Source organism: Rhodococcus sp. IEGM 1381, assembly GCF_030056795.1.
In the GTDB taxonomy this organism is placed as follows: domain Bacteria; phylum Actinomycetota; class Actinomycetes; order Mycobacteriales; family Mycobacteriaceae; genus Rhodococcoides.
On sequence record NZ_JASHKQ010000024.1, the window covers coordinates 18,817 to 45,629 of the forward strand.

Below are 26,813 nucleotides of genomic sequence, written 5' to 3' on the forward strand. Positions count from 1 at the left end.
ACTCGGATCCTGACCCACAGTCCCGCTGACGACGCTCGCGGAGACGAGCCCTGCCGTCCCAGACGTCACTGTCCCCAACTGCGAGAAGAGGTAGCAGACGCTGTGTGTGGACTGCTCGGAGTACTCACGTCCCACGGAACGACCGCCACCGGAGTCGAACTCGTGAGTTCGGCCACCCAGTGCATGCGCCACCGAGGCCCGGACGAGCCCGGCGGCACCTGGCACGACGACGATGTCGTCTACGGCTTCAACCGGTTGTCGTTCATCGACATCGAACACTCGCATCAGCCGATGCGATGGGGACCGCCCGAGTCGCCGAATCGGTATGCACTCGTCTTCAACGGCGAGATTTACAACTACCTCGAGTTGCGCGCGGAGTTGGCGCGCGATCATGGAGCAGAGTTCGCCACAGAAGGCGACAGCGAATCGATCGTCGCCGCATTCCACTACTGGGGTGCTGCCGCGGTGGAGCGGCTGCGGGGCATGTTCGCGTTCGCGATCTGGGACACCGAGACCCGCCAGATATTCCTCGCACGAGATCCCTTCGGCATCAAGCCGTTGTTCCTGGCCACCGGCCCCGGAGGCACCGCATTCGGCAGCGAGAAGAAGAGCGTGCTCGAGTTGATGGATCTGGTCGGGGTCGACGACGATCTCGATCAGCGCGCCATCGAGCACTACACCGTGCTGCAGTACGTACCCGAGCCCGAGACGCTCCACGCGGGGATCCTACGACTCGAATCCGGCTGCTACGCCACCCTCTCCCCCGGTACCGCGCCGAAGGTCACCCGATACTTCACGCCGAAGTTTCCGGTTCGACCCTTCGTGCCCGGCACCGAGAAGGCTCGTTACCAGGAGATCGCCGAGGCGCTCGAAGATTCGGTTGCCAAGCACATGCGCGCCGATGTGACAGTCGGGTCCTTCCTGTCCGGCGGAATCGATTCGACGGCCATAGCCGCGCTGGCAATCCGCCACAATCCTGATCTGATCACCTTCACTACCGGTTTCGAGCGTGAGGGCTACTCCGAGGTCGATGTCGCCGCCGAGTCGGCGGCCGCCATCGGTGCCCGCCACATCGTGAAGGTCGTCGGGCCGGAGGAGTTCGCGGCATCCATCCCCGAGATCGTCTGGTACCTGGACGACCCGGTGGCGGATCCGGCCCTCGTACCTCTGTACTTCGTCGCCAAAGAGGCGCGCAAGCACGTGAAGGTCGTGCTCTCCGGCGAGGGCGCGGACGAGTTGTTCGGCGGATACACCATCTATCGCGAGCCGCTGTCACTGAAGCCGTTCGAGTCTCTTCCTGCATTCCTCAGACGCGCGGCCGGATCGCTGAGCGAGCGGATCCCGGAAGGAACCCGAGGAAAGAGCCTGCTGAACCGTGGATCGATGACTCTCGAGGAGCGGTACTACGGGAACGCCCGCAGCTTCAACGACGCGCAACTGCGGTCCGTGCTGCGCGAGTTCCGACCGGAATGGACGCACCAGGACGTCACTGCGCCGATCTACGCGCAGTCGCAGGGATGGGACCCGGTGGCTCGGATGCAGCATCTGGACCTGTTCACCTGGTTGCGCGGCGACATCCTGGTCAAAGCAGACAAGATCACCATGGCGAATTCGCTCGAATTGCGAGTCCCGTTCCTGGACTCGGAGATCTACAGGGTCGCCGAGAAGCTGCCGCTCGAGCAGAAGATCACCAAGAACACCACCAAGTACGCCTTGCGCCAAGCGCTCGAGGGGATCGTTCCCGGACACGTACTGCATCGCGCCAAGCTGGGATTTCCGGTGCCGTTGCGCCACTGGCTACGCGGCACCGAGCTCTTCGATTGGGCTCACCAGCAGATCGCGGAGTCTCAGACCGATCACTTGTTGAACAAGCCCGCCATAGTCGCGATGCTCAACGACCATCGTGCCGGAAAATCCGATCACAGCCGACGTCTGTGGACGCTGCTGATCTTCATGGTGTGGCACGGGATCTTTGTCGAGAAGCGCATCGTGCCGCAGATCGCCGAACCGGAATACCCGGTCAACGTCTGACTCGCGTCTTCCCGCCCTCACTGGGGCGGGAAGACCGAACTCAGGCCGGCAGCAGCGCGCCGATCTCCTCGCCTGCCTCGGTGCCGTAGGCCGCGCTCAGACGCTTGATCGCGTCGTCGCGGTTCAAGCTCCACTCCTGTGTGCCGGTGGTTTCGAGAACCAGTACGGCGACGAGCGAGCCGAGTTGCGCCGCACGTTCGATGCTTGCTCCGGCCAAATGTGCGGTGAGGAAACCGGCCCGGAAGCCGTCGCCGACGCCGGTAGGGTCGATCTTGCTCGTTTCCGGTACGACACCGATGTGGGTATGCACACCGTCCTTGGTGACGATGTCCACGCCGCGCTTGCCCAGTGTGGTGACACGCAGATCCACCTTGTCGGCGATGTCGGCGTCGGACATGCCGGTCTTCTGCTTGAGCAGAGCCCATTCGTACTCGTTGGTGAACAGATACGTGGCTCCGTCGATCATCTCCATTGCCTGCTCGGCGTCGAGGCGAGCGAGCTGCTGGGACGGGTCGGCCGCGAACGGGATCCCCGCAGCGCGACACTGAGCTGTGTGCGCTGTCATCGCATCGGGGTCGTTGGCACCGATCAGGACCAGGTCCAGTTCGTGCTGAGTCGCCAGCGCTTCGATGGAGATATCGCGAGCCTCACTCATGGCTCCGGGGTAGAACGACGCGATCTGCGCCATGTCCTGGTCCGTGGTGCAGACGAAACGCGCGGTGTGGGCGGTTGCGGAGACGCTCACGCCACTGCAGTCGACTCCGTGCTCTTCGAGCCAGGTCCGGTATTCGGCGAAGTCCGGTCCAACGGCCCCGACGAGCAGAGGCGCACCGCCGAGAACTCCGAGCGCGTACGCGATGTTTCCGCCGACGCCTCCCTTACGGATGACCAGATCGTCGACCAGAAAGCTCAACGAAATGTTCGAGATCTGGTCGGCGACGATCTGCTCGGCGAACCGTCCGGGGAATCGCATCAGATGGTCGGTCGCTATCGAGCCTGATACCGCGAGAGTCACGAAGGAGAGCCTTTCGAGTGGAGGTGCTGGTTTGCTGACAGGCAGACACGACTGTGACCGATACACGCATGCGTGTATCGGTCACAGTCGAAGACGAGTCAGCTCAGTTGAACGAGTCGCCGCACGCGCACGATCCCGTGGCGTTCGGGTTGTCGATCGTGAAGCCCTGCTTCTCGATCGTGTCCACGAAGTCGATGGATGCACCCTCCACGTAGGGGGCGCTCATCCGGTCCACTGCGAGGGTGACGCCGTTGAAGTCGACCGCGAGGTCGCCGTCGAGGCTTCGGTCGTCGAAGAAGAGCTGGTAGCGCAGTCCTGCGCAACCACCCGGCTGCACCGCGATGCGCAGTGCGAGGTCGTCGCGGCCTTCTTGATCCAGCAACGCCTTGGCCTTGGCCGACGCGGTCTCGGTCATGGTGACCTTGTGCGCCGTGGTCTCGGTCGTTGTGGTCTCACTTGAAACGGTCATGGGCTCTCCCTATCAGTCGTACAAAACCCGTGAACTACTCAACCGTACTCTCGGTGCCTCTATTCCTCACGCGCGCCGCCTCGGATTCGCGCCAGAGTCTGCAACCCCGCCCGCGATATGTGCAGCGAGCAATTCGAGCTGGTTCGCTGCATCGGACATCGCCAACTCCACCGATCCCGCGAACTCGCTGATCGAGTGTGCGGCCTCGATACCGGCGGACGCCAGTTCGTCCTCGGTCAACGTGACCTGGCCCGCGAGCACGATCGTCTCCACTCCGGTCGCACCACCGGCAGCCGCGATTCTGGTCACCAGCTTGCCGCGCAGCGATTGTGAATCGAACTTCCCCTCACCGGTCAACACCAGGTCGACGGTCTCGAGCAGTTCCTGCTGTCCGGTTCGGTCGGCCACCACGACGGCCCCGGGCTGCTGTGTGCCGCCGAGTGCGAACAATGCGGCACCGATACCGCCCGCGGCTCCTGCACCCGGCCGGTTCGCCACGTCGTGGCCCGCTGCGGACAGGACGGCGGCCCAGTCGGTGTTCAGCTCCTCCAGTCTGTCGACCGTGTCGGCGTCGGCACCCTTCTGCGGGCCGAACACCCGGGCCGCACCCCACTCGCCCAGCAACGGATTCTCCACGTCCGACGCGGCCACGAGGTCGATTCCAGACAATCGAGCGGCCGCCGATCCCAGTCCGCCCAGCGCGCGGATCAGTGCGCGGCCGCCGTCGGTGCAACTGCTGCCGCCGAGCCCGACGAAGATCGTTCGAGCCCCGCTGCCGATCGCTGCATCGATCAGTTGCCCGACGCCGTAACTGCTGGCTTTCGATGCGGACTGGGGGCTCGGCGGGCCGTCGAGCAGATGCAGTCCGCACGCCTGCGCGGATTCGATGTACGCCGCTGTGCCGTCGAGCAGCCAGCGCGCCCGAACCGCAGTGCCGAGCGGTCCGTCGACGTCGGCGACCTGCACAGTGCCGATGCGCGAGGCCAGCACCTCGACGAACCCCGGCCCGCCGTCGGATTGGGGGGCGATCTCGAGTTCGTCCTGCTGTCGAACCGATGTCCATCCCCTGGCTATGGCGTGGGCCGCGTCCGCGGCGGTCAGGGTGTCTCCGAAGGAATCCGGCGCAATCATCACTCGCATCGTGGAAAGTCTAGGGCCGCAGCATGCGGACGGCATCTGCTGATCTGCGAGCTGACCTGGCCGGTGTTCGATATCGATACGTCATCCCATACTCTGGTTGCGTGAAGCTGCTACGCCGTGGAAACTCCGACAATTCGGACGAACAGAATTCGAACGAATCCGAGTCGACTGCGTCCGGGAACGAGGCCGCATCTCCGGTGTCCCTCGGCAAGGGCCGGCCGACACCCAAGCGCCGTGATGCGGAGGCTCGGCGTCGCGGACCGGTTGCCCCTGCTCCCCTGACGAGCAAAGAGGCCCGCGAGCGGCGCAAGGCGAACAAGGGCAGCAAAGAAGATCGCAAGGCCGCCTCCAACGAGCGGCGCGCCGCGGCAGCCGAGCGCCGTGCGCGCATGCTCGCGGGCGACGACAAGTACCTGCTCCCCCGCGACAAGGGTCCGGTGCGCGCATACGTGCGCGACATCGTCGACGCGCGGCGCAACCTCGTCGGGCTGTTCATGCCGCTCGCACTGATCCTGATCTTCGCGTTGTTCCTGCAGCCTGCGGTTCAGCAGTACGTCACTCTCGGCATGTTCGTGATGATGCTGTTCATGGTCGGCGAGGGCGTCTACCTCGGCAAGATGATCAACAACAAGATTCGAGTCCGATTCCCCGAGACCACAGACGGCGGCTTCAAGATCGGGTGGTACGCCTTCGTCCGCGCGTCCCAGATTCGCAAGATGCGCGCACCCAAGCCGCGAGTCAGCGCCGGCGCGGCTGTCTGACGTCGGTGGGTGAACCGATTCGAACCCTCGTGCTCGGTGGTGCCCGATCCGGTAAGTCCGCGCATGCCGAGGCGTGTGCCGGCACCGAGCCGGTTCGCTACTTCGCCACCGGTAGGCGCGACCACACCGACGAGGATTGGCAGCGTCGCATCGACCTTCATCGGGCGTCGAGACCGCAGCATTGGTCCACCGTCGAGACGGTAACCTCGCTGGCCGCATCGATCTCGGAGCCCTGGGACGGCACCACCTTGGTCGACGACCTCGGAACATGGCTGACGGGGATGCTCGACGACGCTCAGGCGTGGGAACGACCGCGCGGCACGATCACACCGTCCGTCGACGATCTGGTCGGGGCGGTTGCGGCGTGCACATCCACCCTTGTGCTGGTCAGTCCCGAGGTAGGTCTGTCCGTGGTTCCCGAGTCGCATTCCGGACGCCTCTTCCGAGACGAGCTCGGACTGCTCAACTCTCGACTGGCCGCCGTGTGTGACCGGGTTCTGCTGGTCGTCGCGGGACTCGTGCTGACCCTCAAGGAACCACCGGCGGAATTCATCACCGCGAAAGGCGAAGCGTGACAACATTTTCGGCAGAAGATTCGGAGTTGTCGCCGTTTCGTCCGGTGACCGCTCCGTCCGATTCGGCTCGGTCCGCCGCCGCGGATCGTCAACGTGAACTCACCAAGCCCGCCGGCAGCCTCGGGCGACTGGAGAAGCTCGGCGAATGGATTGCGGCGTGCCAGGACAGCTGCCCGCCACGCTTGCTCGAGCGAGTGCGCGTCGTCGTCTTCGCGGGCGATCACGGGATCGCGGCCCATGGGGTCTCTGCGTACCCGCCGGAGGTGACAGCTCAGATGGTCGAGAACATTCGCGGTGGCGGGGCGGCGGTCAACGTGCTCGCCGACATCGCCGGTGCCACGGTACGGGTAGTCGATATCGCGGTGGACGCCGAGACCGATTCGTCGGTGTCCGCGTTCAAGATTCGACGATCCAGCGGGTCGATCGACCGCGAGGATGCACTGAGCGAAGCCGAGGTTCGAGCGGCGCTCGCCGCCGGGGCAGCCATCGCAGACGAGGAGGTCGACGGCGGGGCGGATCTGCTCATCGCGGGCGATCTGGGTATCGGAAACACTACTCCCGCAACAGTATTGACCGCGATCTTGACCGACACCGAACCTGTTGCAGCCGTCGGCCGGGGCACCGGAATCGACGACGCCGGGTGGATCAGGAAGACCGCGGCAATACGGGATGCCATGCGTCGAGCGCGACCGGTCGCCAAGAACCCTACCGATCTGCTCCGGGTAGCGGGTGGCGCCGACTTCGCGGCGCTGGCCGGATTTCTCGCACAGGCCGCGCATCGGCGCACCCCAGTGATTCTCGACGGCCTCGTGGTGACCGCGGCCGCGTTGGTGGCAGAGGACGGCGCAGCCGGCGCACGGGAATGGTGGGTTGCCGGGCACCGTTCGGCCGAGCCCGCTCACACACTTGCGTTGCGTCATCTGCGTCTCGAACCGATCGTCGAGCTGGACATGAGACTGGGTGAAGGGTCCGGTGCCCTCGCGGCACTGCCTCTGGTTCGGGCGGGCGTCGGCACGTTGAACTCGATGGCGACCTTCGCCGACTCCGGTGTCAGCACCGGTGACAGCGAAGCCCACAGCGGTATCGAAGCCCACAACAGTATCGAAGCCCGCAGCACTATCGAAGACCACTGACGTGCGCGGGCGAGCCGATGGACTGTTGCTCGCGTTCTCCTGGCTGACCGTGCTGCCCGTACGCGGCCCCGAGAACGTCGATCGGCACTCGGCCGGACGGGCAATAGCTCTCGCTCCGATCGTCGGTCTCGCCCTCGGCGGCACCTGCGCTGCGCTGGTGTGGGTGTCGGTCTCCGCCGGACTGTCGCCGCTACTCAGCGGACTGATCGGCGTCGCGGCTGCTGCATTGCTGACCAGAGGGATGCACCTCGACGGCCTGGCCGATACCGCAGACGGACTCGGTTGCTACGGCCCGCCCGAGCGCGCGAGAGAAGTCATGAAGTCCGGCAGCGCAGGCCCGTTCGGTGTGGCAGCTATTGCTCTCGTGCTGGGCATACAGGCTGCAAGCGTGGGCCAGCTTGCTCAATTGCACATGTGGTGGGCCATCGTGTTCGTCTCGATGATCGGACGTGTGTCGGTGGTGCTCGCCTGTCGTAGGGGCATCGACGCGGCAGCACCGAGCGGCTTCGGCGCTCTCGTGGCCGGCACACAGTCGACCGCAGCGGTGGGTTTGTGGGTGGGTGCGGCAACGGCCATGTCTGTATACGCGCTGCCCGACCGACCGTGGCAGGGACCGTTGGTGGTCGTCGTAGTGCTCGCCCTCGCGGTGGTGGTCGCTCGCCACTGTGTCCGACGCTTCGGCGGGCTGTCCGGGGACGTGCTCGGAGCCGGAATCGAGACCACCGCAGCGCTGGCCGCCATTGGCCTTCTGCTGTGGAGCTGACTAACGAAGCGTCGTCATCCAACCGTGGGTATCGGCGAAGGTCCCGCGCTGGATACCGGTGAGTGTGTCTCGCAGTGCGAGCGTGATCTCGCCGGGCTCGCCGCCTGCGATCTCGAAGGCTCCCTCGGTGGACTTGACGCTGCCCACCGGGGTGATGACGGCTGCGGTGCCACAGGCGAACACCTCGGTGATCTCGCCCGAGTCGGCACCCTTGCGCCACTCCTCGGTGGAGATTCGGCGTTCTTCGACGGGGATGCCGGCGTCCGTCGCCAGCGCCAAGAGCGAGTCTCGGGTGATGCCGGGCAGCAGCGATCCGGACAGCGACGGCGTCACCAGTCGCGCATCGGAACCCGAACCGAAGACGAAGAACAGGTTCATCCCGCCCATCTCCTCCACGTAGCGGCGCTCGGTGGCGTCGAGCCAGACCACCTGATCGCATCCTTCGTCGCTGGCCTGCGCCTGGGCGAGGAGTGACGCGGCATAGTTGCCTGCGAACTTTGCAGCTCCGGTGCCGCCCGGTGCCGCTCGGACGTACTCGGTGGACAGCCAGACGCTCACCGGCTTGACTCCCCTGGGGAAGTACGCGCCTGCAGGCGACGCGATCAGCATGTAGCGGTACGAATCTGCGGGGCGCACGCCCAGCCCGGCCTCGGTGGAGAACATGTACGGCCGGACGTACAACGCGTCCTCGCCGCCTGCCGCGGGAACCCACTCGTGGTCGAGTTCGAGCAGCTTCTCGATCGATCCGACGAAGAGCTCGTCCGAGAGCTCCGGCATGGCAAGCCGCCTGGCCGAGGACCGAAAACGCTCGGCGTTGGACTGAACCCGAAACGTCGAGAGGTCACCGTTCGGCTGACGGTAGATCTTGAGTCCCTCGAAGATGGCCTGGCCGTAATGCAGAACCATCGCCGCCGGGTCGAGCTCGATCGGGCCGTACGGGGCGATGGTCGCGTCGTGCCAGCCACGGTCTCGGGTGTAGTCGATGAACACCATGTGGTCTGTGAAGTGCTTTCCGAATCCGGGTGCGGCAAGCACCGCGTCGCGCTCCTCCGATGTAGCGAGCGAGGGATGCTGCACGTACGTGAATTCGGAAACACCTGTCATGGCCGAGATCCTATCGTGGAGGTCACCCGCTCTTGCGCGGTCACCTGGTCTTGGCCGCGACGAACGGAGGCGCGACAACTTCGCAGCGCAACGCACGCCCACGAACGTCGACCTCGACCTCCGTGCCGACCGCCGGAGCTGCGGCGGCATCGAGCAAGGCCAGGGCGATACCCACCTTGAGCGACGGTGAGAAAGTTCCGGATGTCGTCGTCCCGATATCCTGGCCCGACACCCGCACGGTGAGACCGGGGCGGAGCACACCGCGGTCGAGAGCCTTGAGTCCACGCAGTGTTCGCGCCGGCCCACCGGCCTTCTCTGCGGTCAGTGCCTCTTTGCCCCAGAATGCGTCCTTCTTCCACCCGATCGCCCAACCGCACCGAGCTTGCAGGGGCGAAATGTCCAGTGACAGTTCGTGTCCGTGCAACGGGTATCCCATCTCGGTGCGCAGAGTGTCCCGTGCTCCGAGCCCACATACCTGTCCGCCACGAGACCGCACAGCGGCCAGCAGGGCGCGGAAGAGTGGTTCCACATCGCCCGCCGGTGGAACCAGTTCGTATCCGTGCTCGCCGGTGTAACCGGTTCGGCACACTCGCACTGCCACCGAATTCCAGGTCGCGTCCTCGAACGCCATGTAGTCCATGTCGGTCGGCAGACCCAATTCCTGCAGCACCTCGGCCGCTTTCGGTCCCTGCACGGCCAGCACTCCGAACTCGCGATGCTGGTTCACCACCGACACGCCGTCGGGTGCCTGCGCCGCCATCGCGGCGGCGACATCGGCCGTGTTGGCTGCATTCGGCACCAGGAAGACGTCGTCATCGGAGACGTAATATGCGATGAGGTCATCGACCACACCGCCGGATTCCGTGCAGCAGAGGGTGTACTGCGCTCTACCCGGCTCGATGCGGCCGAGGTCGTTGGTCAGGACAGAGTTCACGAAGGCGGCAGCGCCGGGGCCGGTGACCGACGCTTTTCCGAGGTGGCCGACGTCGAACAGGCCTACGGTTTCCCGCACCGCGGTGTGCTCGACGACCACACCGGCGTACGACACCGGCATGGTCCAACCGCCGAAAGGTGCGAATGTCGCACCTAATTCGGTGTGTACGGCGTGCAGCGGTCCCTCGATCAGGTCGGTGTCGGTCATGGCGGTCACGCTAGCCCACATCACCGCTCGTGCGGGCCCTGCGGACCGAGTTCGTCCCTCGGTCCGCTGCTCCGTGGGTCGTCATTAGGATCGAGGTACCTACACGTCAACCCCTACAGGAGCAGCCACGTGCCTTCACCTTCGACGCTATCCCGCACTCTCGGACCCGACCTGGTCCTCGCGGGCAAGCTCGGCAAGAAAGTCGACGTTCTCGTTGTCGCGCTGAGTACCAGTGACGACGGCCTCGAGCTCGCCATCACCGATGACATCTCCGACGACGCCATTGCTGCCGAACTCCTCGACGCCTTCGAATCCGTCGGTGCCACCGGCAAAGCCGACGAGCTCGTTCGGATCCAGGCTCCGTCCGGCCTGCCCGTGTCCAGTGTCCTGGCAGTGGGCCTCGGCAACGCTGCCGACATCGACAGCGAGCGCATTCGTCAGTCGGCCGGTACCGCGGCACGCTCGCTGAAGGGTGTCGATACGGTCGCGACGACGCTGTCGGCACTCGATCTCGGAGCGGCCGCAGAGGGGTTCTTCCTCGGCGCGTATCAGTTCACCGAGTTCAAGTCCGCGCTCTCGGCACCGAAATCCGATGCTCTTCCACTCGCCCGCGTCGAACTGCTCGTCGGCGACACCCGCGCCAAGGATGCGAAGGACGAGCTGGCACGATCCGTCGCCATCGCCGAATCAGTGGCTGTCGCACGTGATTTCGTCAACACTCCGCCGAGCCACCTGTATCCCGAGGAGTTCGCGAACCAGGCGAAGGCCCTGGGCACCGCCGCAGGCCTGAAGGTCGAGATTCTCGACGACAAGGCACTCGAGAAGGGCGGCTATGGCGGCATTCATGGCGTCGGAAAGGGATCTTCTCGGTTGCCGCGACTGGTTCGCTTGACGCATGCAGGCGGCAAACGGGGTGCCAAGAAGGTGGCCCTGGTGGGCAAGGGAATTACCTTCGACACCGGCGGCATCTCGATCAAACCCGCTGCGGGCATGGAGAACATGACCTCGGACATGGGCGGTGCGGCTGCCGTGATCGCGACGGTGATCCTGGCCGCGAAAGTCGGTCTCCCACTCGACGTCATCGCGACGGTACCGATGGCGGAGAACATGCCGTCGGGCACCGCGCAGCGCCCCGGCGACGTGTTGACGCAGTACGGCGGCATCACCGTCGAGGTCATCAACACCGACGCCGAAGGCCGCTTGGTGTTGGCCGACGCGATCGTGCGTGCCTGCGAGGACGATCCGGATTATCTCATCGACACCGCGACGCTCACCGGAGCTCAGGTCGTTGCGCTCGGCAACAGGACCCCCGGCGTGATGGGCACCGACGATTTCCGCGACCGAGTCGCCGCGATCTCGCGCGCGATCGGCGAAAACGGATGGGCCATGCCGCTGCCGAAAGAGATCCGACGCGAACTCGACTCCAAGGTGGCCGATCTGGCGAACGTCACCAACGGCCGGGCCGGTGGAATGCTCGCTGCCGCCCTGTTCTTGAAGGAATTCGTCGCCGACGGCGTCGAATGGGCTCACATCGATGTCGCGGGACCGGCCTACAACACCGGAGGGCCTTTCGGCTACACCGGCAAGGGCGGCACCGGCGTTCCCGTGCGGACGATGTTCGCGGTTCTCGAGGACATCGCCCGGAACGGCTGATCACGCGTCCGTGCGCGCGGATCTGCGCGCACGGACGGGATCACACGTCGCGCTGCTGCTGTTCGCGCCTTTTGATGATCTTCTGGCGCGCGTCGTGGTCACGCATTCGCTGGGGATAGCCGGTCTTGCGGACGTCGTACACCGGGATCTTCAGGTCGGGTCCGATCTTTCGTGCATATTTTTCATCCAGCGGCCGACGGGTCCATTCGCCGCCGTTCGCGACGAGCACAACAGTCAGCGGGGTCACCGTCGTCTTCGGCTCCACGTAGGCCTCCACCCCGACCCGAGCGGCCGTCCAATCGGCCAGGTACTGGGCGACCGACCCATCGGGACCCCGTTTCGCGGACCCACCGCTTCGTTTGAGTCGATCGAACAATCCCACGAGTACATCCTTCTCGTACGGCCACGGATCACCGGCTGTACAGCCGGAAATGTTGTTACCCGCCAGTTTGCCAGGCGTGTTGCGCGCCCTAGGGGAACGGCGAGGCGATATCAATGGAAGGATGACTGTAGAGGGTTCAACTCTCTTGATAGTGAACCAAGGCTCGTGAAGTGAGTAAGTGAATTGCCGAGAGGGAGTGTCGACGTGGGCGCTGTATCGAGCCGAACATGCTCGATCGGTGTCTGGTGCACCGGTGCCTCCGTCGAACCGAATCACGCAACTCTCGTCCATGAACCCTGTTCCGCCAGCACAATGGTCTGCGACCACAAGTCGTAAGAACTACATCACCCGCATACAACTGTCGAGGAGTCAACAGACATGGCCTTCTCCGTCCAGATGCCAGCTCTCGGTGAGAGTGTCACCGAGGGAACTGTCACGAGGTGGCTCAAACAAGAAGGCGACACCGTCGAAGTCGACGAGCCATTGCTCGAAGTCTCCACGGACAAGGTCGATACCGAGATCCCGTCGCCCGCTGCCGGTGTTCTGACCAAGATCGTCGCTCAGGAAGACGACACCGTCGAGATCGGTGGCGAGCTCGCCCAGATCGGTGACGCAGGCGAAGCCCCCTCGTCCGACGCGCCGGCCGAGGACGCTGCTCCCGCCGAGGAGTCGGCACCCGAGGAAGCTGCCGAGGAGCCCACTCCCGCAGCCGAGCCCGAGCCGCAGGCAGAGGAGGAGGCACCCGCAGCGAGTGCATCGTCCGACTCGTACGGATCCGGTACGCCGGTGACGATGCCCGAGTTGGGTGAGTCCGTCACCGAGGGCACCGTGACCCGATGGCTCAAGGCCGTCGGCGACGAGGTTGCAGTCGACGAGCCGCTGCTCGAGGTGTCCACCGACAAGGTCGATACCGAGATCCCGTCTCCGGTTGCCGGAACACTGCTGGAAATCTCCGCCGAGGAAGACGACACGGTGGCCGTCGGTGGTCAGTTGGCTGTCATCGGATCCGGGTCGCCGGCCGAGAAGGCCCCCGAGCCCGAAGCCACGCCGGAGCCCGAGGCACCCAAGGCAGAGGCACCCAAGGCAGAGGAGCCGAAGAAGGAAGCTCCGAAGCAGGAGGCTCCCAAGGCCGAGCCGAAGAAGGAAGAGCCCAAGCCGGAAGCACCGAAGCAGGAGTCCCCCAAGGCCGCTCCCGCCAAGGAGTCGGCACCCTCGGGTGATTCCAGCCCGTACGTCACTCCCCTGGTGCGGAAGTTGGCGTCGGACAACGACGTCGATCTCTCCACCGTCAAGGGCACCGGTGTCGGCGGACGCATCCGCAAGCAGGACGTGCTCGCTGCAGCCGAGGCGAAGAAGGCTCCGGCAGCTCCGGCAGCCGAGGCTGCGCCCGCCGCTGCCGCCAAGCCTGCTGCACCGGCAACCGCCGGTGTTCGTCCGGAGCTCGCGCATCTTCGTGGCACCACGCAGAAGATCAACCGGATCCGTCAGATCACCGCGAAGAAGACGCGCGAATCGCTGCAGACCTCTGCGCAGCTCACGCAGACCTTCGAGGTGGATGTCACCAAGATCGCCGGTCTGCGAACGAAGGCGAAGGCGAAGTTCGCCGAGAACGAGGGCGTCAACCTGACGTACCTGCCGTTCTTCGCGAAGGCCGTCGTGGAGGCTCTCAAGGCGCACCCCAACGTCAACGCGAGTATCAACGAGGACGCCAAGGAGATCACGTACCACGCCGATGTCCACCTCGGCATCGCCGTGGACACCGAGCAGGGTCTGCTCTCCCCCGTCATCCACAACGCGGGCGACCTGTCGCTCGCCGGACTGGCTCGGGCGATCAGCGACATCGCCACCCGTGCACGCTCGGGTGGACTCAAGCCCGACGACCTGTCCGGTGGCACGTTCACCATCACCAACATCGGCAGCCAGGGCGCGCTGTTCGACACCCCGATCCTGCTACCGCCGCAGGCCGGCATGCTGGGAACGGGTGCGATCGTCAAGCGCCCGGTCGTCGTCAAGGACGACTCGGGCAACGAATCCATCGGTGTTCGCTCGATGTGCTACCTGCCGCTCACCTACGACCACCGTTTGGTGGACGGGGCCGACGCAGGACGCTTCCTGACGACGATCAAGCAGCGTCTCGAAGTAGCGTCGTTCGAGGCCGATCTCGGCCTCTAGACAACCGGCGAGTTTCGCGCCTCACGTATTCTCGTAGGAGCGCGAAACATTCGCATCGGAGTCTCTCGACAAGTGGGGCACGAACCGAGCATCCGGGGCATCATTCGTTCGCGAATGATGCCCCGGTCTGCGTCAAGGAGGCTTTCGTTCATATGCGCGTAGTCATTGCAGGTTCATCGGGATTGATCGGCACAGCCCTGGTCGCCGCACTGCGGGGTCGGAGCCACGACGTCACCCGCCTCGTACGGCGTTCACCGGCGGGGCCGGACGAGTCGCAGTGGGACCCATCCCGCGGGAGCATCGACGCGGCCACCCTCGACGGTGCCGACGCGATCGTCAACCTGTGTGGTGTCGGAATCGGCGACAAGAGATGGTCCGGTGCCTACAAGCAGTTGGTGCGCGACAGTCGGATCGCTCCCACCGAGGTGCTCGCCGGTGCTGCCGCCGACGCGGGAGTACCGACATTGATCAACGCAAGCGGCGTCAACTTCTACGGCGACACCGGCGACCGAGTGGTCGACGAGACCGCTCCCGTCGGTGAGGGTTTCCTGGCCGAGGTCTGTCGTGACTGGGAGAACGCCACGTCTGCGGCGTCCGCTGCGGGTGTACGCACGATCATGCTGCGCAGCGGCGTCGTGCTCTCGCAGCGCGGCGGAATGCTGGGCAAGCTTCGACCGCTGTATTTGTTCGCCCTCGGCGGTCGGCTCGGCAGTGGGCGTCAGTACTTCCCGTGGATTTCCTTGGAAGACGAAATCGGTGCCATCGTCCATGGCATCGAAAGCGATTCTTTGCGTGGACCGGTCAACATGGTGGGTCCGACGCCGGTGACGAACGCGCAGTTCAACAGTGCGATGTCGCGTGCGGTGCACCGCCCGGCACCGTGGGTTGTCCCCGGCTTCGCCCTCAAGGCAGTGATCGGCGAGTTCGCCGAGGAAGCCATCCTCACCGGTCCGCGTGCCATTCCCAAGGCTCTGGAGGACGCGGGTTACACGTTCGAGCACAACACCGTGGGAGAGGCACTGCGAGTAGCTGTAGGCAGCTGATCCGGCGTACCGTTCCGAATCATGAGTGACGCGAACTCTTCGTCGGTCCGAGCATCGGCACGCGCGAGCACCGACCCTGTCGTGGTGCGCGAGTTGGGCACCGTCGAGTACACCGAAGCATGGGCTCTGCAGCGCGACCTGGCGGGTGCCCGGGCCGACGGCATCGGCTCCGACACACTGCTGCTGCTCGAGCATCCGTCCGTCTACACGGCGGGGCGACGCACTGCCGAGGAAGACATGCCGCGGGACGGCACTCCCGTCGTCGAGGTGGACCGCGGCGGCAAGATCACCTGGCACGGTCCTGGCCAATTGGTCGGATATCCCATCGTCAAGCTCGCGCAGCCCATCGACGTCGTCAAGTACGTGCGCCGTATCGAAGAAGCGCTGATCTCCGTCGTATCCGAATACGGCATCGTGTGCGGACGCGTCGACGGCCGCTCGGGGGTGTGGCTTGCAGCCGGAATGCGCGACGGGATCTGGCTTCCCGAGCGCAAGATCGCCGCGATCGGGGTCCGCGTTCAGCGCGGGGTGACGCTGCACGGCTTCTCGCTCAATTGCAATGCAGCCATGAACGGGTTCGATGCGATCGTCCCGTGCGGCATCGCCGATGCGGGCGTCACATCACTGTCGCTCGAGCTGGGACGGGACGTGACAACCGGCGACGTGATCACGAACGTCACCGCCGCGATCCTGGCAGCATTGGACGGTTCGATGCCGGTGCAGGACCACGACATAGAGCATCCGGCGACGGTCGGCGCGTCGATCAACCCGCAGTTCACCACCGTTCGGTTCGGCGCGTAGCATGAATCTGTGACTGTGGCCCCAGAAGGACGCAAGCTGCTCCGCCTCGAGATCCGAAATGCGGAGACCCCCATCGAACGCAAGCCGAACTGGATCAAGACCAAAGCCAAGATGGGCCCGGAATACACCGAGCTCAAAGGTCTTGTGAAGCGCGAGGGTCTGCACACGGTGTGCGAGGAAGCCGGCTGCCCGAATATCTACGAATGCTGGGAAGATCGCGAAGCGACCTTCCTCATCGGCGGTGAGCAGTGCACCCGCCGATGCGATTTCTGTCAGATCGACACCGGCAAGCCGGATGACCTCGATCGAGACGAGCCGCGCCGCGTGGCGGAGTCCGTACAGGCCATGGGTCTGCGCTACTCCACGATCACCGGCGTCGCGCGTGACGATCTCGAGGACGGCGGTGCATGGCTGTACGCCGAGACCGTGCGCTTCATCAAGAAGCTGAACCCGAACACCGGTGTCGAGCTGCTCATCCCTGATTTCAACGCCAAGCCCGATCAGCTGGCCGAGGTCTTCTCCTCGCGACCGGAGGTGCTGGCCCACAACGTCGAGACGGTGCCGCGCATCTTCAAGCGCATTCGTCCTGCGTTCCGCTACCAGCGGTCGATGGACGTCATCACCGCGGCTCGCGATGATGGTCTGGTCACCAAGTCCAACCTGATCCTCGGTATGGGCGAGACGCCCGAGGAGGTGCAGGAAGCGATCCGCGACCTGCACGAGGCGGGCTGCGACATCCTGACCATCACCCAGTACCTGCGGCCTTCGCCGCGGCACCACCCCGTCGAGCGGTGGGTGAAGCCGGAGGAGTTCGTCGAGCACTCCGACTACGCCACCGAGGTCGGATTCGCCGGCGTGCTGGCCGGTCCGTTGGTCCGCTCCTCCTACCGTGCCGGACGCCTCTACGCGCAGGCCATGGCGCACCACGGCCGTGAGCTGCCCGAGAGCATGAGCCATCTGACCGACGGCGGAGAAGCTTCGCAGGAGGCCAGTTCGTTGATGGCCCGTCTGGCCGCTCGCTGATCCTCGATCCAATCCGGAGCGGTGCACGTGAGCGTCGGCACAGGACGTATCCTGTGACGTATGGCGAACGGCAGTAAGGCTGGCAAAGCAGCGAAGCCCAGCAAGGAAGCAAAAGCAGCCGCGAAAGCGGCCCGCAAGAAGGCATCGAAGGAACGCCGCAGTCAGCTGTGGCAGGCGTTCCAGATGCAGCGCAAGGACGACAAGGTTCTCCTTCCGCTGATGATCGGGGCGGTGGTCGGGCTCGGGCTCGTCGGTTTCCTCATCGGCCTGGCCTTCGGTTTCCAGTGGTTCCTGCTCCCCATCGGCTTGTTGCTCGGCGTGTTGGTCGCCTTCATCATCTTCGGTCGCCGGGTGCAGAAGTCGGTGTACAAGAAGGCCGACGGCCAAGCCGGTGCAGCGGCCTGGGCCTTGGACAACCTGCAGGGTTCGTGGCGGGTGACCAATGCGATTGCCGGCACCACTCACCTCGACGCCGTGCACCGGGTGATCGGCAAGCCCGGTGTCATCCTCGTAGCCGAGGGTGCACCGCAGCGGGTGAAAGCGCTGTTGGCTCAGGAAAAGAAAAAGACGGCCCGTCTGGTGGGCGACACCCCGATCTACGACGTCATCGTCGGAAACGAACCGAACCAGATTCCCCTCTCGGGTCTGCAGAAGTATCTGTCGAAGTTGCCCAAGAACATCGACGGCAAGCGCATGGACACCATCGAGTCACGGCTCTCCGCTCTCGGCACCAAGGGTGGTCCGGCAATGCCGAAGGGACCCGTTCCCGGCGGGGCGAAGATGAAGGGCGTCCAGCGGACCATGAAGCGCCGCTAGATCCCGATCGACACTCCACAGCAGCCCTGATGCGCGCCCCTAGCGGGTCCGCAGCAGGGCTGTTCCCGTTGCGCGGTCGTGCATTCCGCGTCCGTCCATGTCGGTGATGACCGCCGGGACGACGAACAGCAGTATCAGTTGGCGAACCAGCGCCCGCACGAAACCGACCCGGGCACGGGCGTCGATGCGACCGACCTGGATGCCGACCACGAACTGCCCCGGGGTGAACGAGAACAGCGAAACGGTCGCCACTCCCACGACGAACCACACAGCAAGGACGATCGTCGAGATCAGTCCACTCGTGGTGTAGCCGCCGAGAATCAACGACGCCACGCCCGTGGCCATCGTCCAATCCAGCAGCAACGCCAGGATTCGGCGTCCGGCACCCGCCAACGCACCCACGCCTTGCTGAGGCAGTCCGAGCTGCTCTCCGCGGAAATTTTGCGGTTCTCTTGGGTTTGCCGCCGCCGGTCCGGACAACCAGGAACCTGTCATTCGTGCCATGATTTCCAGGATAGGCGCGACCGGACACACGGGAAAACACGCGGACGTACTGTTGTTCGTGCCGCTCGTGAACCAGGACGCGTAACACGGGCGAAACACGACCTTGACGGGCGGGCAACACCAAGTCCATACCGTCAGTTCGACGGACTCAACAAAGGAGCAAAAGCGTGGCGTTTTCCACGGCCCAAGAGGTCATCAAGTTCATCGCAGATGAAGGAATCGAATACGTCGACATCCGATTCACGGATCTGCCGGGTGCGCAGCAGCACTTCTCGATCGCCGCCAAGGCGTTCACGGCGGATACCCTGGAAGACGGTCTCGCGTTCGACGGCTCGTCCGTCCGCGGCTTCCAGTCGATTCACGAGTCCGACATGATTCTGCTTCCGGACTACGCCACCGCTCAGATCGACCCGTTCCGCAACGCGAAGACGCTGAACATCGACTTCTTCGTTCACGATCCGTTCACCCGTGAGGCGTACAGCCGCGATCCGCGCAACGTCGCACGCAAGGCCGAGGAGTACTTGGCCAGCACCGGCATCGCCGACACCGCGTACTTCGGTGCCGAGGCCGAGTTCTACATCTTCGACTCCGTGCGCTTCGATTCGCAGGCCAACGGTGCGTTCTACGAACTCGACTCCTCTTCGGGTTGGTGGAACACCGGAGCCGAGACCGAGGCCGACGGCAGCCCGAACCTCGGTTACAAGGTTCGCTACAAGGGTGGCTACTTCCCCGTTGCCCCGTACGACCACTATGTCGATCTGCGCGACGAGATCTCGACCAACCTGCAGAACGCAGGCTTCGAGCTCGAGCGTGCGCACCACGAGGTCGGCACCGGCGGCCAGCAGGAGATCAACTACAAGTTCAACACGCTGCTTCGCGCGGCCGACGATCTGCAGCTGTTCAAGTACATCGTCAAGAACACCGCGTGGAAGAACGGCAAGTCGGCGACGTTCATGCCGAAACCGCTGTTCGGCGACAACGGCTCGGGCATGCACGTGCACCAGTCGCTGTGGAAGGACGGTAAGCCCCTCTTCCACGACGAGGCCGGATACGCCGGACTGTCGGATCTCGCGCGTCACTACATCGGCGGCATCCTGCACCATGCGCCGTCGCTGTTGGCGTTCACGAACCCGACGATCAACTCGTACCACCGCCTGGTGCCGGGCTACGAAGCCCCCATCAACCTGGTCTACAGCCAGCGCAACCGCTCCGCCGCGGTCCGCATCCCGATCACCGGCAACAACCCGAAGGCCAAGCGCCTCGAGTTCCGCGCACCGGACTCCTCGGGCAACCCGTACCTTAACTTCGCCGCTCAGATGATGGCAGGCCTGGACGGAATCAAGAACAAGATCGAGCCGATGGCTCCGGTCGACAAAGACCTCTACGAGTTGCCGCCCGAGGAAGCCAAGAATATTCCTCAGGCACCCACCTCGCTCAATGCGGTCATCGACCGTCTCGAGGCCGATCACGACTACCTCACCGAGGGTGGCGTGTTCACGACCGACCTGATCGAGACCTGGATCTCGCTCAAGCGTGAGCAGGAGATCGCTCCGGTCAACCTGCGCCCGCACCCGTACGAATTCTCGCTGTACTACGACGTGTGAGTCGATAGATTTCACGGAAGAGCGCCCGGCCGAGTCTTTTCGGCCGGGCGTTTTCGTATCGGTGTTTCAACTTCTCGCGATTGCACGATATTGAACTCTGAAGCGCTGCGGACCATTTTTACAAGAGAGGCCCGGCCCAACGATGTCGGACCGGGCTCTCGATGCGTCTTGCGGTTATCAATCAGTAGCCACTTACGTCGTCCGCCTCGCCATTGCGCTCACCCGGACCCAGCGCGCGGTCAGGATCCGATATGCCAATTGGTTGCTGCTGCGGATTTGGAATGTATTGCCCGCACTGGTCGGCCGTAAGGGCCGCGGCGCCACCGACCAAAGCTGCGGTCGCACCGGCAGACTCCGGCGTCGACGCAATGGTCCCCCCAAGTACTGCCGCACTACCTGCACAGCCCAGCGGGGACGCTTGAGCATTTGCGCCCGATCCACCGAAGGCGATCACGGTGGCTCCACCGACCGCCATCAGTGCACCTCCTACCAGAGTGCGAACAGGGACTTTTGAATAAACGAATTTCGACATTTTCGTCCTTTCTCGTGCTTACCGCAAAACCGCTGCGGTAGTTCCGGTTAGGGCCGATCTCGAACGAATTCAACGTTAGAAGCTCTGGAGCCAAACCGCAACGGATCTCGCACAAACCGTCGACTTTATCCCTTTTGAGAGGTGCGGTTGCGAATCTCCAGGCGTTGTCGATGAACGGTGGGTCCGGTTGCGGCTACCTCGCCGAGGGTGGCGTGTTCACGACCGACCTGATCGAGATCTGGATCTCGCCCGAGCGTGAGCAGGAAATCGCTCCGGTCAACTTGCGCCTACACTCGTACGAGTTCTCGCTATACTACGACGTGTGAGTCGATCGAATCGTTTTCCCGATTGTTTCCGATCGGCGTAGTTTCCGGCAAACGACTACGGAATTGAGCTCGTTTGGCGTTTGATTGTCGGTAGTTGGGGTAGAAGTACCTATCCGGCACCGGCGAACAGAGGACGAAAACAACATGGACGCCTTGTGGGATTTCATAGTCGGACGGCGACGGCAGTTGGCGATCGACTCATATCTGCACGTGTCTGCCGTCGTGCAATGCGTGATCATCGCGACCATCATCGGCGTAGCCATCGGAATTCTCGTTTACCGCAGTCCCGCCGGATCTGCCGTCGCAACAGCCCTGGCGAGTACCGTGCTGACGATTCCGTCGTTCGCTCTGTTGGGTCTGCTCATTCCCATTTTGGGACTGGGCGTGCGACCGACCGTGACCGCTCTGGTCCTGTACTCACTGCTCCCGATAATTCGAAATACCGTGGTCGGGCTCGACTCCGTGAATCCGGCGGTCACCGATGCCGCCCGCGGAATCGGGATGAGCCGCATTCTTGTCCTGCGGCGCATCGAGATCCCTCTCGCATGGCCCTCGATTCTGACCGGGATGCGAATCAGCACTCAGCTGGCCATGGGCATCCTTGCCATTGCTGCGTACGCCAAAGGCCCTGGCCTGGGCAACCTGCTGTTCTCCGGGCTGGCCCGAGTGGGCAGCCCGACCGCCGTCCCCCAGGCACTGACCGGCACCATCCTCATCGTCCTGCTGGCGTTGATCCTCGATGGGATCTACGTCGTGATCGGCAAACTGACCACCTCGAGGGGTATCCGTGAGTGAGAAAACAACCGTATCCGGCGTAGAAATCGTCCTGGAGAACGTGACCAAGAGCTACCCGGGCCAGAAGGACGCCGCCGTGGACAACGTGTCCATGACAATCCCCGCCGGCGAGGTCGTCGTCCTGGTCGGACCCTCGGGTTGCGGCAAAACGACGACTATGCGCATGATCAACCGACTGATCGAGCCGACGTCGGGCCGCATCACCATCGGCGGTGAAGATGCACTGTCGATCAACCCGAACGAGCTGCGCCGCACCATCGGATACTCGATCCAGCAGGCAGGGTTGTTCCCACACATGACGATTGCCGAGAACGTCGGCATGGTCCCGGGTCTGATCGGCTGGAAGAAACCTCGGATATCTGATCGAACAGACGAGATGCTGGACCTCGTCGGTCTCGATCCCGCGCTGTACCGGGAACGCTATCCCCGCCAGCTGTCCGGTGGCCAGCAGCAACGCGTGGGTGTTGCACGAGCGCTCGCTGCCGATCCCCCGGTACTGCTCATGGACGAACCCTTCGGTGCCGTCGACCCGATCACGCGCGGTCTGCTCCAGGACGAATTGATGCGCCTACAAGCCGAATTGGGCAAGACGATCGTCTTCGTCACTCACGACTTCGACGAAGCCGTCAAACTCGGTGATCGAATTGCCGTGCTGGGCAACCAATCCCGAATCCTCCAATTCGACACACCCGAAGCAGTTCTGGCGAATCCGGCGGACGACACCGTCGCCGGATTCGTCGGCTCGGGTGCAGCATTGAAGCAGTTGACGCTGATGCGTGTACGAGACATCGAATTGTCCGACGTACCGGTCATGGGCGAGGACGAGTCGGTCGAGTCGATGAACACGGCACTCGGAAGAGACCCGGAAGCGTGGGGAATCATTCTCGACGCTCGTCGGCGACCGATTCGGTGGACCGATCGTCGTCATCTCACCGACGCGAAGAGCTTGCGCGACGTCGGCGTGCCGATGGGGGAAATGGTGTCCACTCAGTCGACTCTGCAAGATGCTCTGGAAGCGCTTCTCGCGGAGGGCAACGCCACCGCAACGGTCACCGGTAAACGTGGTGAGTACGCCGGAACCATCACCATCGAGCAGCTGATCGACACCATCAAGACCATTCGTTCGCAGCATGCTCACGACCATGACAACGACAGTGCGCAAGATCAGGCCTCGGACATTGCTCGCGACGACGTCGCTACAGGAAGCCCGTCGTGACGGCCTCCGCAGAGACTCCTGCCGTCGACGCGGCAGCGGACGACGATTTCGCGCGAACGGCGCAGCAGGCGGCCAAGCGCGCGGAGCGTATTCGGTTGCTGGTGCAACCCGCGATCATCTTGTTGGTCGTAGTCGCTTTGCTTTTATACACCTTCACCCGCGACCTGAGTGCCACTCAGAAGGAGACATTGAACGCGAGCTACCTGCTCCAGAGAATGTCCGAGCACGTCGTCATCACCATTGTAGTCACTGCACTGGTGCTCGCCATCGCTGTCCCACTGGGAATTCTCTTGACGCGCAAGGGCTATCGAAAATTGGCACCGATATTCATCGGTATCGCCAACATCGGGCAAGCTGCCCCGGCCGTGGGCTTGCTCGTATTGTTGTTTCTCGCGACGGGACGGACAGGCTTCTGGATCGGCGTCCTCCCCATCGCATTCTATTCACTGCTCCCTGTGCTGCGCAATACGATGCTCGGCTTCCAGCAAGTCGACCCGAGCTACATCGACGCCGCACGCGGACAGGGAATGTCGAACAATGGCATCCTGTGGCGCATTGAATTCCCACTCGCCGTGCCGTACATGCTGGCCGGCCTGCGCACGTCGCTGGTTCTGGCCGTCGGAACTGCCACCCTGAGCTTCCTGGTCGGGGCCGGTGGCCTCGGAACTCTGATCGACACCGGATACAAGCTCTACCAACCACTGATACTCGTCGTAGGAGGTGTTCTCGCCGTGGCCCTCGCTTTGTTCGTCGATTGGTTGGGCGCCCTCGCCGAGGCCTACCTCGGACCGAAAGGACTCCGCTGATGCGGCGCACGACACGACAACTCATAGCTCTGTGTACGGTCGCCACGATTGCGCTGTCGGGTTGCGGCCTGCAGTCGGGCAGTGCAGTGCCGCTGTCCGTGGAACCCGGCAGCATCACACCTGTAGCGGGACTCGAGGGCGCGAAATTGATCGTCGGTTCGAAGGAATTCACCGAGCAGATCATCTTGGGCTACATCCTCGAATTCGCTTTGGTGGCAGCCGGAGCCGACGTACGCGACCTCACCAACATTTCCGGATCCAACAGCACCCGCCAGGCAATGATCTCCGGGCAAGTCGACGTCACGTACGAGTACACGGGTACCGCATGGATCAACTTCCTCGGAAACGAAACCCCCATCCCGGACGCGGCCAAGCAGTACGAGGCCGTGCGCGACGCGGACGCCGCCAACAACCTCACCTGGGTCAACCCCGCACCGATGGACAACACGTACGCACTCGCAATGAATCAGGCAACGGCGGCCGCGACCGGCATCGAGACACTCTCGGACTACGCCGCGCTCGCCGAAACCGATCCGGCCGCGGCACAGACCTGCGTGGAGACCGAGTTCAATTCACGACAGGACGGGTTTCCGGGTATGGCCGCTACCTACGGCTTCGACCCCAACGTCGTTCCGCGGCAGGTGTTGCAGGGCGGCATCATCTATCAAGCAACGGCCGACGGTTCGCAGTGCACATTCGGTGAGGTGTTCACCACCGACGGCCGTATCAAAGGTCTGAACCTGGTCGTGATTCAAGATGACAAGAGCTTCTTTCCCCGCTACAACGCCACGGTCGTGATGCGCACGCCGATCGCCGAGCAATACCCGGAGATCGCCGAGGTCACCGCTCCGATCTCTGCGGCGTTGACGAACGACGAGATCACCGAGCTCAACCGGCAGGTAGACATCGATGGCCGTGAGCCGGCCGAGGTCGCGCGCGACTGGATGGTGAAGCAGGGCTTCGTCACCGTAGGCAGTGAGTAGAGGGAGACGGGACTAGTTCCCGCCGAAGGTCCGCTCCACCACGGCCTTGGCCCGACGCGTGACACGCAGGTAGTTGTCGAGGAACGCACCGGCGTCGCCGTCTTCCCAGCCCGCGACCTGCGCCACGGCGGACAGCACGGCACCCGGTGCAGGTAGCTGGTCGGTCGGTTTGCCGCGCACCAGGACCAGCGCGTTGCGGGCCTTGGTCGCGAGTATCCACGCCTCGCGCAGCAGTTCGACGTCGGTTTCGCTCATGAGTTCTGCCGCCCCGATCGCGTCCAGGGACTGCAGGGTCGAGGTGTTGTGCAGCGACAGAACCTTGTGCGCGTACCGCAGCTGGATGAGCTGGACGGTCCACTCGATGTCGGCAAGTCCCCCGCGCCCGAGCTTGGTGTGGGTAGCGGGGTCGGCACCCTTGGGCAGGCGTTCGGAATCGATACGCGCCTTGATGCGCCGGATCTCGCGGACCGCGTCGGCCGACACTCCACCCTCGGGGTAGCGCACTTTGTCGGCCATCAACAGGAACCGGATGCCGAGGTCTTGGTCGCCGGCCACCTGGTGCGCGCGCAGCAGAGCCTGCACTTCCCAGGCCTGGGCCCACTGCGAGTAGTACGCGGCGTACGACGACAGGGTGCGCACCACCGGTCCGCTCCGGCCTTCGGGTCGTAGGCCGGTATCTACTTCGAGCGGCGGGTCGGTGCTGGGCGCTCCCAGCAGTTTGCGGATGCGGTCGGCAATGGTGTTGGCCCACTTGACTGCAACGGTCTCGTCGATGCCCTCTACGGGTTCGCAGACGAACAGAACGTCCGCGTCGCTGCCGTAGCCGAGTTCGCCGCCGCCGAGGCGCCCCATGCCGATGACGGCCAGAGTTGCCGGTGCCGGTTCACCGCGCTCGATCTCGCTGGCCCGAATGGCAGCGGCCAGCGCGGCATTGATGACGGCGGCCCAGACCGACGACAGCGCCCGGCACACCGCAGGCACGTCGAGCATGCCGAGGATGTCTGCCGACGCCACTCGGGCCAGCTCGTGTCGTCGCAGCGCCCTGGCCGCGTTGATCGCACGTACCGGGTCCTCGTAGCGGGCCGAGGAAGACAGGATGGCGCGGTAGGTCTCTTCGGGCTCGACATCGAGTAGGCGCGGGCCGGTGGGCCCGTCTGCGAACAACCGAATGACCTCGGGGGCTTTGATCAACAGGTCCGGTACGTAGGCCGAGGATCCGAGCACGATCATCAACCGCTGAGCAACTGCGCCTTCGTCGCGCAACACGCGCAGGAACCACGTCTGCTCCCCAGCCGATTCCGACAGTCGGCGGTAGTTCAGGAGCCCGGCGTCCGGGTCAGGGGTGTCGGCCAGCCACTCGAGCAGGGTAGGCAGCAGCACCGCTTGGATCTGGCCGCGCCGTGTGCCCGAGCCGACGAGTGCTTTCAGGTGACCCAGCGCAGTCTGCGGGGTCTGGTAGCCGAGGGCGGCGAGCTGACGCGTCGCCGCGTCGGGGGTGAGACGCACTGTCTCGGAGTCGAACTTGACAACCGAGTCCAGCAGCGGCCGGTAGAAGAGCTTCGCGTGCAGCCGCCTGATGCGCTGGGCGTTCCTCTTGATCTCGGCATTCAGCACACCGAGCGCGTCGCGATTGCCGTCCGGTCGCATGTGCGCCGAACGGGCCAGCCACCGCAGCGCTTCCTCGTCGTCCTGAGGAGGCAGGGTGTGCGTTCGCCGCATTCTCTGCATCTGCAGGCGGTGCTCGATCAGGCGGAGAAATTCGTAGGACGCCGTCAGATTCGCGGCGTCGTCGCGCCCGACGTATCCGCCCTCGGTGAGTGCCGTCAGTGCGTCGGTCGTACCGAGCACGCGCAGCGACTCGTCGGTTCGACCGTGCACCAATTGCAATAGTTGGACGGCGAATTCGACGTCCCGCAGGCTGCCGCGTCCGAGTTTGATCTCGCGCTCGCGAAGCTCGGACGGCACCATTTCTTCGACCCGACGGCGCATCGCGCGCACTTCCGGCACGAAGTCCTCGCGCTGACT

Annotated in this window: 25 protein-coding genes; 17 read left to right on the forward strand and 8 right to left on the reverse strand. The window is 64.2% G+C overall.

From position 1 onward, the window contains the following. Positions 1-102: 102 nt before the first annotated feature. A complete protein-coding gene (gene asnB / locus QM797_RS25325; RefSeq protein ID WP_283278476.1) occupies positions 103-2,031 on the forward strand; it encodes an asparagine synthase (glutamine-hydrolyzing) in 1,929 nt (642 codons plus the stop codon). 40 nt (positions 2,032-2,071) lie between these two features. Here asnB and QM797_RS25330 read toward each other — a convergent pair whose 3' ends face one another. The 3 genes from QM797_RS25330 to QM797_RS25340 all read right to left on the reverse strand — a co-directional run bounded on the left by QM797_RS25330 (position 2,072) and on the right by QM797_RS25340 (position 4,655). Further along, positions 2,072-3,046 carry a carbohydrate kinase family protein gene (locus QM797_RS25330; protein ID WP_283278477.1) on the reverse strand — a complete coding sequence of 325 codons (975 nt, stop codon included), beginning with the start codon at positions 3,044-3,046 and terminating at the stop codon, positions 2,072-2,074. Positions 3,047-3,149: 103 nt separating this feature from the next. Next, positions 3,150-3,515 (reverse strand): HesB/IscA family protein, encoded by a 366-nt coding sequence (locus QM797_RS25335; RefSeq protein WP_032379078.1) that lies wholly within the window; start codon positions 3,513-3,515, stop codon positions 3,150-3,152. A 66-nt stretch (positions 3,516-3,581) separates the two neighbouring features. Next, positions 3,582-4,655 (reverse strand): glycerate kinase family protein, encoded by a 1,074-nt coding sequence (locus QM797_RS25340; RefSeq protein WP_283278479.1) that lies wholly within the window; start codon positions 4,653-4,655, stop codon positions 3,582-3,584. Between the two features lie 101 nt (positions 4,656-4,756). On the opposite strand from QM797_RS25340, the gene QM797_RS25345 reads away from it, so the two are divergent. Genes QM797_RS25345 through QM797_RS25360 form a run of 4 tightly spaced genes read left to right on the forward strand, consistent with a single transcriptional unit; the run spans position 4,757 to position 7,887 of the window. After that, complete coding sequence (locus tag QM797_RS25345; RefSeq protein WP_283278480.1) at positions 4,757-5,416, forward strand: DUF3043 domain-containing protein; 660 nt, start codon at positions 4,757-4,759, stop codon at positions 5,414-5,416. 5 nt (positions 5,417-5,421) lie between these two features. Further along, positions 5,422-5,991 carry a bifunctional adenosylcobinamide kinase/adenosylcobinamide-phosphate guanylyltransferase gene (gene cobU, locus QM797_RS25350; protein ID WP_283278481.1) on the forward strand — a complete coding sequence of 190 codons (570 nt, stop codon included), beginning with the start codon at positions 5,422-5,424 and terminating at the stop codon, positions 5,989-5,991. After that, positions 5,988-7,124, forward strand: a complete 1,137-nt coding sequence (gene cobT, locus QM797_RS25355) for a nicotinate-nucleotide--dimethylbenzimidazole phosphoribosyltransferase (RefSeq protein ID WP_283278482.1) — start codon at positions 5,988-5,990, stop codon at positions 7,122-7,124. The genes cobU and cobT overlap by 4 nt, the downstream gene beginning before the upstream one ends. Before the next feature lies 1 nt (position 7,125). Beyond that, entirely contained in the window at positions 7,126-7,887 is a 762-nt protein-coding gene (locus tag QM797_RS25360; RefSeq protein WP_283278483.1) for an adenosylcobinamide-GDP ribazoletransferase, read from the forward strand. Here the strand turns inward: QM797_RS25360 and QM797_RS25365 are convergent, their stop codons facing one another. Then, positions 7,888-8,991 carry a branched-chain amino acid aminotransferase gene (locus QM797_RS25365; protein WP_283278484.1) on the reverse strand — a complete coding sequence of 368 codons (1,104 nt, stop codon included), beginning with the start codon at positions 8,989-8,991 and terminating at the stop codon, positions 7,888-7,890. Between the two features lie 40 nt (positions 8,992-9,031). Further along, entirely contained in the window at positions 9,032-10,132 is a 1,101-nt protein-coding gene (gene gcvT / locus QM797_RS25370) for a glycine cleavage system aminomethyltransferase GcvT (protein ID WP_283278485.1), read from the reverse strand. Between the two features lie 129 nt (positions 10,133-10,261). Here gcvT and QM797_RS25375 point away from each other — a divergent pair, with 129 nt between their 5' ends. Continuing rightward, a complete protein-coding gene (locus QM797_RS25375) occupies positions 10,262-11,785 on the forward strand; it encodes a leucyl aminopeptidase (RefSeq protein WP_283278486.1) in 1,524 nt (507 codons plus the stop codon). A gap of 40 nt (positions 11,786-11,825) precedes the next feature. On the opposite strand, the gene QM797_RS25380 is transcribed toward QM797_RS25375, so the two are convergent. After that, the gene (locus QM797_RS25380) at positions 11,826-12,167 is read right to left on the reverse strand and encodes an oxidoreductase (RefSeq protein ID WP_283278488.1); all 342 of its coding nucleotides are present in this window, start codon (positions 12,165-12,167) and stop codon (positions 11,826-11,828) included. 378 nt (positions 12,168-12,545) lie between these two features. On the opposite strand from QM797_RS25380, the gene sucB reads away from it, so the two are divergent. The 5 genes from sucB (at position 12,546) to QM797_RS25405 (ending at position 18,022) form a co-directional block, all read left to right on the forward strand. Beyond that, positions 12,546-14,339, forward strand: coding sequence for a 2-oxoglutarate dehydrogenase, E2 component, dihydrolipoamide succinyltransferase (gene sucB / locus QM797_RS25385; protein WP_283278489.1), 1,794 nt, complete (start codon positions 12,546-12,548; stop codon positions 14,337-14,339). Between the two features lie 152 nt (positions 14,340-14,491). Then, a complete protein-coding gene (locus QM797_RS25390; protein WP_283278490.1) occupies positions 14,492-15,382 on the forward strand; it encodes a TIGR01777 family oxidoreductase in 891 nt (296 codons plus the stop codon). A gap of 21 nt (positions 15,383-15,403) precedes the next feature. Further along, positions 15,404-16,183, forward strand: a complete 780-nt coding sequence (lipB, locus tag QM797_RS25395; protein ID WP_283278491.1) for a lipoyl(octanoyl) transferase LipB — start codon at positions 15,404-15,406, stop codon at positions 16,181-16,183. Positions 16,184-16,192: 9 nt separating this feature from the next. Continuing rightward, entirely contained in the window at positions 16,193-17,206 is a 1,014-nt protein-coding gene (lipA, locus tag QM797_RS25400; RefSeq protein ID WP_170944795.1) for a lipoyl synthase, read from the forward strand. A 60-nt stretch (positions 17,207-17,266) separates the two neighbouring features. Next, positions 17,267-18,022: a DUF4191 domain-containing protein gene (locus tag QM797_RS25405; RefSeq protein ID WP_283278492.1), complete on the forward strand. Its 756-nt coding sequence runs from the start codon at positions 17,267-17,269 to the stop codon at positions 18,020-18,022. A gap of 39 nt (positions 18,023-18,061) precedes the next feature. On the opposite strand, the gene QM797_RS25410 is transcribed toward QM797_RS25405, so the two are convergent. Continuing rightward, positions 18,062-18,526 carry an RDD family protein gene (locus QM797_RS25410; protein WP_283278494.1) on the reverse strand — a complete coding sequence of 155 codons (465 nt, stop codon included), beginning with the start codon at positions 18,524-18,526 and terminating at the stop codon, positions 18,062-18,064. Between the two features lie 167 nt (positions 18,527-18,693). On the opposite strand from QM797_RS25410, the gene glnA reads away from it, so the two are divergent. The 6 genes from glnA (at position 18,694) to QM797_RS25440 (ending at position 24,788) form a co-directional block, all read left to right on the forward strand. After that, positions 18,694-20,130 carry a type I glutamate--ammonia ligase gene (glnA, locus tag QM797_RS25415; protein ID WP_008715657.1) on the forward strand — a complete coding sequence of 479 codons (1,437 nt, stop codon included), beginning with the start codon at positions 18,694-18,696 and terminating at the stop codon, positions 20,128-20,130. A 702-nt stretch (positions 20,131-20,832) separates the two neighbouring features. Beyond that, a complete protein-coding gene (locus QM797_RS25420) occupies positions 20,833-20,988 on the forward strand; it encodes a hypothetical protein (protein ID WP_502942398.1) in 156 nt (51 codons plus the stop codon). A gap of 144 nt (positions 20,989-21,132) precedes the next feature. Beyond that, complete coding sequence (locus tag QM797_RS25425; protein WP_283278496.1) at positions 21,133-21,783, forward strand: ABC transporter permease; 651 nt, start codon at positions 21,133-21,135, stop codon at positions 21,781-21,783. Continuing rightward, on the forward strand, positions 21,776-22,999 hold the full coding sequence (locus QM797_RS25430; protein ID WP_283278498.1) for an ABC transporter ATP-binding protein: 1,224 nt from the start codon (positions 21,776-21,778) through the stop codon (positions 22,997-22,999). Before QM797_RS25425 ends, QM797_RS25430 begins: the two co-directional genes overlap by 8 nt. Beyond that, positions 22,996-23,805: an ABC transporter permease gene (locus QM797_RS25435; RefSeq protein ID WP_502942397.1), complete on the forward strand. Its 810-nt coding sequence runs from the start codon at positions 22,996-22,998 to the stop codon at positions 23,803-23,805. Before QM797_RS25430 ends, QM797_RS25435 begins: the two co-directional genes overlap by 4 nt. Further along, a complete protein-coding gene (locus tag QM797_RS25440) occupies positions 23,805-24,788 on the forward strand; it encodes a glycine betaine ABC transporter substrate-binding protein (protein WP_283278500.1) in 984 nt (327 codons plus the stop codon). Before QM797_RS25435 ends, QM797_RS25440 begins: the two co-directional genes overlap by 1 nt. A 12-nt stretch (positions 24,789-24,800) precedes the next feature. On the opposite strand, the gene QM797_RS25445 is transcribed toward QM797_RS25440, so the two are convergent. After that, positions 24,801-26,813: bifunctional [glutamine synthetase] adenylyltransferase/[glutamine synthetase]-adenylyl-L-tyrosine phosphorylase (locus QM797_RS25445; protein WP_283278501.1), on the reverse strand; the 2,013-nt coding region annotated here is incomplete at its 5' end.